Source organism: Ruminococcus sp. RTP21204st1_B2_RTP21204_210225 (assembly GCF_040914135.1).
In the GTDB taxonomy this organism is placed as follows: Bacteria; Bacillota; Clostridia; order Oscillospirales; family Ruminococcaceae; genus Hominimerdicola; species Hominimerdicola aceti.
The window spans coordinates 33,342-46,638 of record NZ_JBCPGA010000009.1; the positions used below are offsets into that span (position 1 = coordinate 33,342).

Annotated in this window: 11 protein-coding genes and 1 tRNA gene; 4 read left to right on the forward strand and 8 right to left on the reverse strand. The window is 42.2% G+C overall.

Annotated elements, in window-relative coordinates:
* Window position 1: 1 nt before the first annotated feature.
* Complete coding sequence (locus tag AB5123_RS05315; RefSeq protein ID WP_022287910.1) at window positions 2–1,360, reverse strand: MATE family efflux transporter; 1,359 nt, start codon at window positions 1,358–1,360, stop codon at window positions 2–4.
* A 698-nt stretch (window positions 1,361–2,058) separates the two neighbouring features.
* Between AB5123_RS05315 and metG the strand changes: the two genes are divergently transcribed.
* Together metG and AB5123_RS05325 are read left to right on the forward strand one after the other, a co-directional pair.
* A complete protein-coding gene (gene metG / locus AB5123_RS05320) occupies window positions 2,059–4,011 on the forward strand; it encodes a methionine--tRNA ligase (protein ID WP_337812215.1) in 1,953 nt (650 codons plus the stop codon).
* Between the two features lie 43 nt (window positions 4,012–4,054).
* Window positions 4,055–4,131: transfer RNA gene (locus AB5123_RS05325), tRNA-Arg, on the forward strand.
* Window positions 4,132–4,455: 324 nt separating this feature from the next.
* On the opposite strand, the gene AB5123_RS05330 is transcribed toward AB5123_RS05325, so the two are convergent.
* Window positions 4,456–4,932, reverse strand: a complete 477-nt coding sequence (locus tag AB5123_RS05330; RefSeq protein WP_347503274.1) for a hypothetical protein — start codon at window positions 4,930–4,932, stop codon at window positions 4,456–4,458.
* Between the two features lie 318 nt (window positions 4,933–5,250).
* Between AB5123_RS05330 and AB5123_RS05335 the strand changes: the two genes are divergently transcribed.
* Together AB5123_RS05335 and AB5123_RS05340 are read left to right on the forward strand one after the other, a co-directional pair.
* Window positions 5,251–5,598, forward strand: a complete 348-nt coding sequence (locus AB5123_RS05335) for a helix-turn-helix domain-containing protein (RefSeq protein WP_022287876.1) — start codon at window positions 5,251–5,253, stop codon at window positions 5,596–5,598.
* A 3-nt stretch (window positions 5,599–5,601) separates the two neighbouring features.
* Complete coding sequence (locus AB5123_RS05340; RefSeq protein WP_022287877.1) at window positions 5,602–6,006, forward strand: ImmA/IrrE family metallo-endopeptidase; 405 nt, start codon at window positions 5,602–5,604, stop codon at window positions 6,004–6,006.
* Between the two features lie 44 nt (window positions 6,007–6,050).
* Here the strand turns inward: AB5123_RS05340 and AB5123_RS05345 are convergent, their stop codons facing one another.
* The 6 genes from AB5123_RS05345 to AB5123_RS05370 form a co-directional block, all read right to left on the reverse strand.
* Window positions 6,051–7,742, reverse strand: coding sequence for a hypothetical protein (locus AB5123_RS05345; RefSeq protein WP_368364587.1), 1,692 nt, complete (start codon window positions 7,740–7,742; stop codon window positions 6,051–6,053).
* Window positions 7,743–8,007: 265 nt separating this feature from the next.
* Window positions 8,008–8,475 (reverse strand): type II secretion system protein, encoded by a 468-nt coding sequence (locus AB5123_RS05350; protein WP_347503275.1) that lies wholly within the window; start codon window positions 8,473–8,475, stop codon window positions 8,008–8,010.
* Between the two features lie 220 nt (window positions 8,476–8,695).
* Window positions 8,696–9,193 carry a type II secretion system protein gene (locus AB5123_RS05355; protein ID WP_368364588.1) on the reverse strand — a complete coding sequence of 166 codons (498 nt, stop codon included), beginning with the start codon at window positions 9,191–9,193 and terminating at the stop codon, window positions 8,696–8,698.
* A 442-nt stretch (window positions 9,194–9,635) separates the two neighbouring features.
* Entirely contained in the window at window positions 9,636–10,904 is a 1,269-nt protein-coding gene (locus AB5123_RS05360; RefSeq protein ID WP_368364589.1) for an ABC transporter substrate-binding protein, read from the reverse strand.
* Window positions 10,901–12,331: a diguanylate cyclase gene (locus AB5123_RS05365; RefSeq protein ID WP_368364590.1), complete on the reverse strand. Its 1,431-nt coding sequence runs from the start codon at window positions 12,329–12,331 to the stop codon at window positions 10,901–10,903. Before AB5123_RS05365 ends, AB5123_RS05360 begins: the two co-directional genes overlap by 4 nt.
* A gap of 146 nt (window positions 12,332–12,477) precedes the next feature.
* Complete coding sequence (locus tag AB5123_RS05370) at window positions 12,478–12,759, reverse strand: hypothetical protein (protein WP_117896909.1); 282 nt, start codon at window positions 12,757–12,759, stop codon at window positions 12,478–12,480.
* Window positions 12,760–13,297 lie beyond the last annotated feature (538 nt).

Here is a 13,297-nt window from a genome sequence, read left to right on the forward strand (position 1 = left end):
GTTAGTCTGCCATTGGTTTTATTTCAGCGTTGTAGGCTCTTCTAAGGAAGAACAGCGACGCCATGATCGAGAATATTTCGGCGATAGGGAAAGCCCACCAGATAGCGTCAAGCTTGCCTGTAAGGGAAAGAAGATACGCCACAGGAAGAAGCACGACGAGCTGTCTTGTAAATGAAACGAGCATAGAGGAAAGTCCCCTGCCGAGAGCCTGCAATGATGAGATTATGATTATATCAAAGCCTGCGAAGAAGAAGTGTGTGCTGATTATACGCAGGGCTGTTACACCTATGCTTAGCATATTATCGCTTGCGTCAAAGAGTTTCAGAAGCTGTGCAGGGAAAATCTGCATTATGATAGTGCCGACTATCATGATAGACACAGAATATATCATGGCGTATTTTATTGCACCTGTGATACGCTTTTTCTTTCTTGCACCATAGTTATAGGCAACGATAGGGATAAGACCGTTATTAAGTCCGAAAACAGGCATGAAAACGAAGCTCTGAAGCTTGAAATACACACCGAAAACTGCGGCGGCGGTGTTTGAGAAGCCGATAAGTATTTTATTCATGCCGTATGTCATGATAGAAGAGATAGACTGCATTATGATGGACGGCAGGCCGACAGCGTAGATCTTCTTGATTATTTTCGCCTGCGGTCTATACTTCACAAGGTTTATGGTTATCTCTTTGTTGAACTTCATATTGAAGAAAAGTCCGAAAGCTGCAGCGGTGAACTGACCGATACAGGTAGCCACAGCCGCACCTGTTACGCCCCACTTAGGGAAGAAGCCCACGCCAAAGATAAAGCAAGGGTCAAGGATAATATTTATCACTGCGCCTATTCCCTGAGTATACATTGAATAGATAGTTTTACCTGTTGCCTGCAAAAGCTTTTCCATGGTCATCTGACAGAAAAGACCGATACTTAGCAGGCTGATAACAGTGAGGTACTGGTCGCCGTATTCGATAATTATTTTGCTTGAGGTTTGTGAGCGATAGAAGATCTCAGTGAAAAATGCACCGAAAACCACGAAGATAACGAAGTTCACAAGGCAGAGGAAAATGCCGTTATTGGCGGCGCTGTTAGCCTGCTTGAAATTCTTTTCACCAAGTGATTTTGACAGCAGTGCGTTGATACCGACACCAGTGCCTGCACCGAGGGCTATCATAAGATTTTGCACAGGGAAAGCCAGTGACACGGCAGTGAGTGCGTCCTCGCTTATTTTGGCAACAAATATGCTGTCGACGATATTATAGAGAGCCTGCACGAGCATGGATATCATGATCGGCAGGGACATTTTGAACAGCAGATCACCTATGGGCTGCGTTCCCATTTTATTTTCTCTTACTTCTTCCATTTTACGATTCCCACCTTAGAGTTACTTTTTCTTAGAATATATACTTTAACCTTTTTATTATAGCATTTTTATACGAAAGGTGTATGAATTATTTGTTAAATCAGCACAAATCGGGTGGTATAGGGGACGGTGTTCTCGATGCCCCGATATTTTTTTCACCCATTGAATTATTGGGACATATCGCAGCAATGTACGCCTAATATAAATTGGCATCAAAGTTATTACAATCACGGCATTGCCAGCCCATACAGATTGTTAGGGAAAGTTTGTTGTGCCGCAAAATCGCTACGCTCTTTGCGGATTTACATTTGCTCAGGGCGAGGGTGGGCGGTGCAGATTTTGTACTCCGATATGGGGTTTGTTTGATATATGGCTCTCGTGTGCTTTTTACACTTTAATCTGCACCTTGTCGGCTTACGCCGAATGAGGCTCTGCCTCAAACTCCGCAAGGGACTCTGTCCCTTGACCCTGCAAGCCCTCTAACGCCGGGCTTGTGCCTGCGTTTTATCTCTCGCTACGCTCGGTGCGGGGGGCACAACTTTGGTCAGCTTTGCTCATTCCTCATTCCTCACTCCTCATTCCTCACTCCTCACTCCTAACTCCTAACTTTACTCGCTTTACCGCTTGACGAAACAACTGTAAAGTAGTATAATATAAGAAATGCTGCTTATGCAAATTCTTTTACGGAGGTCCTTTATATGGAGAAAAAACCGTTTTATATCACTACCCCGATATATTACCCTTCCGGTAATCCTCATATCGGTCACTGCTACACCACTGTTGCCTGCGATTCTATTGCCAGATACAGACGTATGCAGGGCTATGATGTCATGTTCCTCACAGGCACTGACGAGCATGGTCTGAAAATCGAACAGAAGGCTGCTGAAAAAGGTGTTACACCTAAGGAATATGTTGATGAGGTAGTCAAGACTTTCAAAAAGCTTTGGAGCTACATGAACATCAGCTATGACAGATACATCAGAACTACTGACGATTATCACATTGAAACTGTTCAGAAGATCTTCAAGGCTCTTTATGACAAGGGCTACATTTACAAGGGCGAATACAAGGGCAAATACTGCACGCCTTGCGAGAGCTTCTGGACTGAGTCACAGCTTGATGAGAACGGCTGCTGCCCTGAGTGTCACAGAGAGGTAACAGAGGCTAAGGAGGAGGCTTACTTCTTCAAGATGTCGCCATTTGCTGAGAGGATAGAGAAGCTTCTCACTGAGACAGATTATCTCCAGCCAAAGACAAGAGCCACTGAGCTTGTAAACAACTTTATCAAGCCCGGTCTTGAGGATCTTTGTGTATCAAGAACTACTTTCAAGTGGGGTATTCCTGTTACATTTGATGACAAGCACGTTGTTTACGTTTGGATAGACGCACTTTCTAACTATATTTCTGCACTTGGTTTCTGGAACGAGCAGTACAATGATTTTGACAAGTTCTGGCCTGCTGACGTTCACATGGTAGCAAAGGATATCATGAGATTCCACGCTATCATTTGGCCTGCAATGCTTATGGCGCTTGATCTTCCACTGCCTAAGCATCTTGCTGTACATGGCTGGATAACATTCAACGGACAGAAGATGTCCAAGTCTTTGGGCAACGTTGTTGACCCGTTCATTCTTGGCGAGAGATATGGTGCTGACGCTATCAGATACCACATTCTTCGTGAAATGGCTTTGGGTGCAGACAGCTCATTCTCAAACGAGATAATGATAAACAGAATAAACTCTGACCTTGCAAATGGTCTTGGCAATCTTGTTTCAAGAACTGTAGCTATGGCTGACAAATATTTTGGCGGCACGCTTCCTGCTGACAGAGAGGCCGGCGATTTTGACGCTGAGCTTATGGCTGAGGCTAAGGGACTTGTTGCAAAGGTAGACGAGTTCATGGACAAGACTCAGATAAACAATGCTTTGGCTGAGATATTCAAGGTAGTATCCAGGGCTAACAAGTACATTGACGAGACAGCTCCATGGGTACTTGGCAAGGACGAGAGCAAAAAGGCAAGACTTGCGACAGTTCTTTACAATCTGCTTGAAACTATCAGGATAGTATCAACGCTTCTCAGCAACTTTATGCCTACAACAATGCCAAAGGTATGGGAGCAGATAGGTGCGGCTGAGAGCGACATCACATACGAGAACGCTGGCAAGTTTGGTGTACTTCCTGCTGACGTTACAGTTCACAGGGGTGAGATCATCTTCCCAAGAATTGACGTTGACAAGGAGATAGAGGAGCTTAACAAGATAATAGGCAGCAATGCAGAGCCTGAGGAAAAGGCTGACGATGGATTTGAGCCTGCGCCTATAGCTGACGAGATAACCATAGATGATTTTGCAAAGGTAGATCTGAGAGTTGCTCTTGTTAAGGACTGCGAGAAGGTAAAGAAGTCCAAGAAGCTTCTTTGCTTACAGCTTGACGATGGTTTTGGCGGCAGGCAGGTAGTATCGGGCATTGCGGCATGGTACAAGCCTGAAGATCTTATTGGCAAGAAGGTAGTTATTGTAGCCAATCTGAAGCCTGTGAAGCTTTGCGGAGTTGAGTCAAACGGCATGATATGTGCGGCTGACACACCTGACGGTGCGGCAAGCGTTATTTTCCCGGATCAGGACTTGCCATGCGGAGCTAAGCTTAGATAAAAAATTTATAAAAAAACAAGGAGCGGATTTCCGCTCCTTATATGCGTCTGTAGCTCAGTTGGATAGAGCGCAAGACTCCGACTCTTGAGGCCGCAGGTTCGATTCCTGTCAGGCGCACCAGCAGGGGCGTGCCCCTGCACCAAATCCGCTATCATTTATGGTAGCGGATTTTTTTTATTTCCGCCCATTGGTGTGATATGCTGGGAGCGTTATATGCTCGCCGTGGCGGGCATTTTACGCCCATCTTTCTTTTAAATCTTACTATTACGCCGCTAGGTGTAGTTGAGTTGTTATTTTTACTTTGTAGGTGCTTGCACCTGCACCAAATCCGCTATCATTTATGGTAGCGGATTTTTTTATTTCCGCCCATAGGAGCGATATGCTGGGAGAGTTATATGTTCGCCGTGGCGGGCATTTAAACCTTACCTTGTGTAAGGCGTTTTATTAATTACATATTTCATTCAGGCACTTTGTCACTTGCCTGCGCAGTTCTTCTCCTCCAAAGGGAAAGCCGAACTCTGCGGCGGAGCTTCCCCACTCAGGTGGGTGCTTCTTTGAGCCGTCAAAATAGCGGCTTTTCACCACGCCACGATAGCGTTTTGGCATTTTTGCCGCAAGCCCCTCACATTCTCTCAAGCGAAGCTGCACCTTTGCAAGGTCAAGCCACAAGTCAGTAAGCTTTTTCCCTCTGTGGGCTACCCTGCCGCAATGCTCCCCCACTGCGGCAAGCTGCGAGGACATTTCGCAGATATCTTCTTTAAGCCTCCACTCCTGCCACCTTAGTTTGCGATACTGTGAAAGCTTTCGCAGTGCGGCTGTATTAACTCTGCTTCCACCGCTTCTGAAATTATATCGGCTCGCTGAGGGTGCAAGCCTTTTTATGGAATTTACCTCTACGGAATAATCTATATTATCGTACATTTTTCTCCTTTCGCCTTTTTTGTACAGACATTTGGACAGTTAGTATGATATACTGTAAATAAAATAAAGCAATGACATTTCAGATAACCGTTTTCTGTATATCTCTCGGGGCGGAGATGTCAAAAAGGGGGCGGTTTATCCTCTTGACTTTTACAGGAAAATGTATTATAATTATATCAAAGCCAGATTTTATGCAGATATCTGTACTAACGATACATACAGTATACTACAGGTTTCTGCAAAAGTCAATAGCTATCAGCGAATTTGATACAGACTTCTGTATCTTTTGTGAAATAATCACAATTGGAGGAAGAAAATATGACTGAAATGTACAAAAGGATAAAAGAACTATGTGAGGAGAACAATATGACGGTATCGCAGATGTGCAAGGAGCTGTCTATAACGAGGAGCTGTTTATCTGAGCTGAGCAAAGGCAGGACGGAACGACTTTCCGCAGAGAATTCTACAAAGATAGCGAACAGATTTGGAGTGAGCGTACAATATCTTATATCTGGTAGGGAAGAAGATTTTGACACGAAGCTGAAATATGCATTATTCAACGGCACGCTTGGAGTGACGGACGAAATGTTTGACGAGGTCAAGCAGTATGCAGAAATGGTCATGCTCAGAGAGGAAGCAAAGCGCAGAAAGGCTGGTGAAAAGTGAGAGATGACGAACATACAGGAATTGTATGATATTTGCAGTAGAGAGAACATAACTATAGATTTTATTGATTGTCCAAAGTGCGGGGCGATATCGCTTTTTGGCGCAGGTGGCTGTGCGATCGGCATAGATAGTCAGACGCCTGCAAGGCTTTTGAAAGAGCGCACTGCTCACGAGATAGGTCACTGCGTAAAGGGTGCGTTTTACAACAGATACGCCACGGCAGACAACATCTCACAGCATGAATACCGTGCAGACAAGTGGGCGATAGAAAATCTGATACCTAAAAGCGAGCTTATCAAAGCCATAAAGAAAAATCTGGACAGTATTTATCTGCTTGCGCAGCATTTTGATGTGAGCGAGGATTTTATGATAAAGGCTTGCAGGTATTATGGGGTTTATTTTGGGTAGAAAAATACCGCCGAGGGCGATGGCGTCCTCGGCGGTGTTGGTTTTTAGTAGAGTTTTTTGGCTGTAATTTCTTTTAGTGTGCCTATTTTGTTGAAAAGGTCTTTTGTTACATAGATGGTTATATATTGGTCATTTGTTTTAAACTTATAAGGTTTATATGCCGTGATACGCTTTACCGCAACATAATCATTTACGTCAATGTCAGGATACACTCTTGTAAGCTGACAGCGGTCAAGTACAACATCGGGTGGACCTTGCTCTCGCCATTTATTTATTATAGCCTCTGCCTCTTCCTCAGTTGAGGATTGATAATACATAAAAGTTTTGTCATGGTCATCAATGTTATAATTATAAAAAATGTTGTCATCAAAGTATGGAAGAATGGCGGTAGCAAGACCTTGAAGTTTTGGATAATCACGACACGCATAAACTTCATCTATCCTCCAGCTATCATTTTCCTCACTTATCACATCTTGAGTCCATGACGACAAAATTTTATAATCATAAAGCCTATATTCTTTGATAAACTCTGCCGCTTCTTTATACCAATAATCAAAACGGATATCAATATATGAAGAATATGCGCTCCATGCAATAGGCACTATCATAGGCAAAAAAGCTATAGCTACTACTGCTTTTTTTAAACCTCCTCTAAGGGAAGAAACCGCCTTATTTATGTACTCTGGCAACTCAATTTTGCCGTTATCGGCGAATATACCCCAAAACACAAATATCAAAAATACACCAACCATCCCCGAATGATATGGCGAAGAATAAATTAATGCCGAAAACAATCCAAAAAACGAATATGGTATTATAAAAGTAAGAATCTTTTTATTTTTATGCAAAATACTTAATGCAATGACAAACACAAAAACTGCGGTGATAAACTGAGGTATAATACTTGCCACATCATATGAATCCAGTTTACTGTCCGGCATTTGTATCAGAAAAGCTTCTGAAAGATACATTATATACCACATTACTTGAACATAGCTGAAAGAGAATGAGAACAGTTCCTCTGCGTTTTCATGCCCTTGGGTATATGTGTTACTATTTGGAAAAATCTCTATAATTATAGCTATTGCCAGAACAAGCAGACCAAGCATCATCCAACAGTGTTTGTCAGAAAATATTTTTAAAAATGTTTTTTCTTTAACATACTTGCTTATTATTTCTGAAAGCCACACCACACACAATCCACCTGCAAATATTATACCAAACGAGTGTATCATGCACATAAATGCCAATGAAAATACATACCTTAGTGGCTTTTTATTTCGTGAAGGATAAAATGCTGCTGCAAGAAAAAATGAAAGTGTCAAAACTGAATAAGGTCTGCTTACAACGCCGTACTGATAAAACAAAAAGAAGTTAAACGGCAACAGACAACGTATAAGCTTTGGAAAAGGCGACTTGAAAAGCAAGACCGCCACAGCAAGGGTCATAAAAAATATATTTACTGCCGCAAGGGACAGCTCATAGGGTGCGCCAAGCTTTGCGAAAGGCGCCAATATCAAATGCCATAGTGGCGGGTGACCCTCATAGTGTGGTATCTCAAAAAGTATCTCCTTTATAGTTCCCGAACGTGCAATCGCCCACGCCTGAGCTTCATCAAACCACGGTTCATGAAAAAACGATACAGTGCAAACACCAAGCAGGTATATTATCAGCGTTATAACATCGCATTTTCCATGCTCTTTGCTGAACGCCCAGCTTTTAAATTTCTCTTTCATTAATATCCTCCCAAAAAATAATTGACATATAAATTGTACCATTTATTAAGAAAATAGTCAATGTTTTCGTAAAACTTTTTGCGGCAAATATTGACATGATTAGGCTTGTGCTCAATGTCTGCAATAAAAAGAAATAACCGCCCCACGTCCAATAGGTCGGTTATTTCTTAAAGAAAAAACTATATTGGAGGTAAACCGCTTACAGCAGTATGCCTCTTTTTTGTTATCTTAATTATTCCACGGCAATGACAGATCGTCAATAGCTTCAGAATTTAACGCCCCAACTGAAATTCTCAGGGAGATCGTCAGGTTTGTTCACAGGGTCAGGATACTGCCCTACAATGCCTTTAGACCTTGGCGAACTTGTATCACACCACTGTGCAAGCTTATATCTGCCGTCCTCCCCTGCTATCCAAAAGGCATAGCCTGCATCGTCGCCATTGACGCTAAGTGCGTCATGGACTGCTTTTTCAAGCTTTTTGGATTCGTCAGGCTCTGCGGTGCAATCGACCACAGCCGTACATGACTGAACGTCGATATCTTTGCCCTCACACTGCATATCAGTCACGACCGCATTTACAGTATTGAACACTATCTTTGCGTTGCTGTTCGCACTTTTAAGCTTTGCCTTTCTGATATAACTCATCATAGTTGGCACAAGAATAGCCGCAAGCACGCCGATAATGGCAATAACCACCACAAGCTCCACCAAAGTAAAGCCTTTTTTATTCATGTCTTTCCCTCAATTCTTTCATCGGAATATTGATCCCCATTTAATATTTCGACAAGTATATTATACAAAATTTACCCGATTTTGTCAAGGAAAAGGCAAACCGCTTTGCGCATTTTTACCATTTGCACAAAGACAGACTATTCTTATTGGCTATTTCATATATTTTCAGACAAAAAAAGAACCGCTCATGTGAGCGGTTCTTGAAAATTCAAAGTTAAAATTACCAGCTAGTAACCTTTGCGCCGAATGCCTTGTTAGCCTTGTCTGCGTCCTTGCAAGGATCAGGATACTGACCAAGAACACCACTTGTTGGGTTCGGAACATCAGACCACTGAGCGTATTCAACGTTACCAGAAGTACCGATAGAATATACGCAGTAACCAGCACCGTCGCCATTGTCCTTAAGCGCCTCGTATACAGCCTTACCAAGCTTATCCGCTGTGGTTGTACCAGTAAGAGAACCAAGATCGGTCTTAATGTTTACAGCTGTTGTCTGACCGTCGCCAGAACCAACTGTTTCGCCATTAACAAGCAAATCAGCAGCTTCGTTGTTTACAGTTGTGAAAACAAGCTTAGCGTTTGAGTTAGCTGTCTTGAGCTTTGACTTCTTTACATAGTTCATCATTGTAGGAACGAGGATAGCTGCAAGGATACCGATGATAGCGATAACAACTACGAGCTCTACAAGGGTGAAACCTTTTCTGTTAGATTTCTTCATAGAAAATCCCTCCATAATAAATTAAATAAATTTGTTTTATAAAAGTGCTGCAAGCCGATTTAAGCAGCTACTTTCCAATAATTAAACGGCTTTCGGAGTTCTTTGTGTTCTCCTTATCACCATGATTAAAGTATACATCATCTTGTCCAAAATGTCAATAGTTTTTCAGATTTTTTCTCAACTTTGTTCAACTTGACGAAAAACTAATTTTCAATCGGTCATTTTGACGATTTGTAACACTATGTTGACATTCTCACAAAAAATTCTGTCACACACTTTGTCACACACCGTTTTATGATGTATTACCTTACATCGTCCTTAATTATATCTTAAAACAAATAAATTGTCAAGACTTATTTAACACTTTCGTTATTTTTGTGAACTCTGTACACTTCTCATTCATTTTTGAATACATTTTGCACTAATTGTTTCACAAGTTTAACTATTTGTATAATTCCTTCATCTTATTATACAGATTTTCAGAAGCGTTTTCTATCTCCGCCCTGCCATAATAGAGCGACTCGGAGGTGCTTATAAAAAGGTCAAGTACTTCCTGATTTTCGAGCTTCGGTGACATTATTTCAAGCTCGTCTGAGTTTGCCATTTTCTCGTTGGCTTTATACTCTATCCCGTCAAGCATATCCCTCGCTTCAAGGGCTTCCAATGCCGCCTTTGATGCAGGCACGCCCTTTCCCATACCCTGCAGGAGAGCCATTTCCTCACCGTTCACAAGATAGTCAAGAAGCTTTGCGGCTTCCTCAGGGGACTTGGTATTTTTCTTTATGGCATAAACGCTAGTGGGCTTTTTATACCAACCGCTGCTCACTGCCTGCTTATGCTTTGGATAGTCGCCTATAACGATGTCAAAACCAAACTTCTGAGCAGGCTCGCAGTAATACTCTGCGTCTGATATCCAGGAAGCCACGCCTGCCGTCAGGCACTTTTCAAGATCGTTCCTATCGAAATCCCACGCAGGTTTTGTGACCTTTTTATTTAGCATTTCCTGATAAAAGGCGAGCATGAGCCTTACGTCCTCCGAGGTATACTGAAACTCACCGCTGTCAGATAACATTTTTCTTCCCGTTACCTGCTCCACATACGCCACAGAGCTGAGATAAGCCGCCTTTTTCGTCATTTCAACGGGATACACCTCATCTGACTTCATGACCTCTGCCGCTTTTATAAGGTCAGACCAATTTTCAGGCAGGCTCAGACCATAGCGGTCATACATGGTCTTATTATAGTAGAAGGTTATACAGTTCGTACCGGTAGGCAAGGCGTTAAGCTTGCCGTTTATTGTGCCATATGAAAGGCTGTCATCATCAAATGCTGAGAGATTTATGTATTCCGACAGCTCATTAAGGTCATAAAAGTCCTCGCCGTCGGGAGAATATTCATAGAGCCAACTGTAGTTTAACTGCATGATATCTGCGGTAGTGTCAGAGAAAAATTCCACGTCCATTCGTGTTTTGAAGCCGTCAAAGTCTGCATACTCAGGTCTTACCACAACGTTCTTATTGCTGTTCTGATAGGCTTTAAGCCCGTCGAGAGTATACTCGTTACGCGCGTCCTTGCCCCACCACGAGAAGGACACCTCGGTCTTTACATTATGCTCCATTCTTCTTTCAAACAATGCACAGCCCGTCATGACAGTCACTGTGCAGATTGCTGAAGCGGTCAAAGCCGCACACCTTACAATGCGTGTTCTCAACTGCGGCTCACCTCTTCCTCTTTTTTATCATATATCACCGCTCTTGCGTCCTCACTGTGTTCTGCTTTCTCGCAGGCTTTTTCTGCCATTTCGTAAAGTTCATCATAATCATCGCTTGTTTCAGGGTAGACCGACGCACCCACTGCACATTTTATGTAACCCCTGTCATCGTCAAGGCAACATTCCTTCAGCTTATCGTTAAGCTCTTTAACATAAGCCCTCACATTACCATAGGCTCTCATAAGGTCAAAGTTCGTGTGGTCTGCAAACAGAACAAACTCGCCCTCCCTGAAAATTCCGCAGATATCGCCCTCCTTGCGGTTCTCCACCAGTATTTCGGCGACCTTTCGCTCAGCTTCCGCCACTATCTCTTCGCCATAGTTGAGCCTTATAAGCTCCAGATTTGTTATTTTCACGATAATAAATGCGATAGTCGAGCCTGAGATACAAGTTTCCATTTTATCCATAATGCTGTTTTCGGTATATTCCGCAGTGAAAAGCCCTGTATTTTCGTCCACCTTTGGATATTTTCCAAACTTCGGTCCGTTCTGCGGGTCGTTATCCGCCGCCGCTGCCGCAGATATCATAATAAATATGACTGCGCAGCAAATAAAGATACCAAGGCATTTAAGCCCTGTTTTCACATAGTGACGCAAAGTGTCTGACATATCCACGGTAGTAATGACCACCCAATCGTCACTGCAATCATCAATAGCACAGATAGTAGTCATATCCGAAACGGTGACGCCAGTGCCTCCATCAAGGAATTTAGAGAGCTTTTCATCGAGCTTTTCGCCGACAACACTTTTTCCGTCGTTAGCATAGATTATCCTGCCATCGTCATCACACAGCATGGTATTTATCTCGCTGTAATTGTCAGAGGGCAGAAAAACAAGATCAAACTCCGTTGAAAACACAGAGGAGATAAAAATAAGATCGTCATTTATCCTGCCTGCGAAATACACTCGTCTGTAGTTATCGTCCTGTCCCGTGAACCATTTTATCTTGCTGTCACCCATAAGGTCGGAAACTCTCTTGTATATCTCATCGTCAAAGATATCCTTTGTACCGTCGGTTATCTTTCCTACATTATGTTCATTACTGCTTACAATGCCAAAATCAGTATAGTTGCCCAATGTACTAAGCTCTATAAGCCTCTCAGTGAGAACATTCTCCTCATTAAGCACAGCAAATTCACTCTTTGATGTATCAGTAGGATCATATTTCGCATAGTCCTCATTGCCCATTACAAGCTTGGCAGTGTCCTCCATTTTCTTCATAAAGGCAGCCACATTCTGGTCTGCTTCCGCATTTATGGCAGAGCAAAGTTGAGCCTCTTTCTGAAATGCGTTCACACCGCTGTAATAGCAGGCACACGCATACACAAGCAGACAAGCAACGAACAGCACTAACACGCTTGTTTTCAAAATAGATCTTCTATATTTTTTTATTTTATCATACAGTTCAAAATCAGCAGAATTTTTCAAAAGCTAAATCACCTCTCAGGCTAAATTACTATAATCATTATTAATTATAACACATATGCCCATAAAATAAGTGATTTTTTTGTTAATTATTGCTCAATTTGTATTGTACGGTTTATATCTTTTCTGACACGGCACTGTCTGACCTTATTTGCATGGCGTTTCTTTTTGGTTTCCGCTTCAAAAAGCGACAGTGCCGCCCATGCCGCTGTGAACACGATGCCTGCGGCAAACACTGCTCCCATGTTCCTCTCTGCCACCGCAACAAACAGGAAAAACAGCACCATTCTCATTATAGTTTTCATAAGCCACCTGTCGCCGCCTGCACCTGCCGCAACGATAAAAACATTCATCATGATTATCCATATCATTTTTACACACATCCTCATATTTTTCTTTTTCTATTTCGGGGCTGTATGTATGATAACACAACTTCATGAATTTGAGGGGTAATTTTTTGGACAGCAAGTTTTTTGTCGATATGCACAGATAAGAACATTTGTTTTGATATAAATTCTACAAATCCAAAAGACCCCATGGCAAAAGCCACAGGGTCTTTCAGAGAAGTAAGAAGTATAATATGAAGAAAAAATTATGAATGGGGAATGCTAAAGTTATGTATTTTCCCATGCCATTTCACTTTTGCCGCACTCTGAAAATTCAGAGCACAGCGAGATGAAATGAAAAGAAGAATGAAGGAAAATTATATATGAAAACTCATTATATGAAAAACTCATTATGAGTAATTGGTTGACGGAACTTTCATCAAGCTCTCAAAGCTTTTGCCTGAGGTCTTTCTCGGTGTTCCTCTGACCTTGTGTATATAATACCTGTTCAATATGATAGTTTTATGAAAAGACACTGAAAATAAGCTGATAAGAAAAGCAAAGTGGTTTTCATATAAACGGC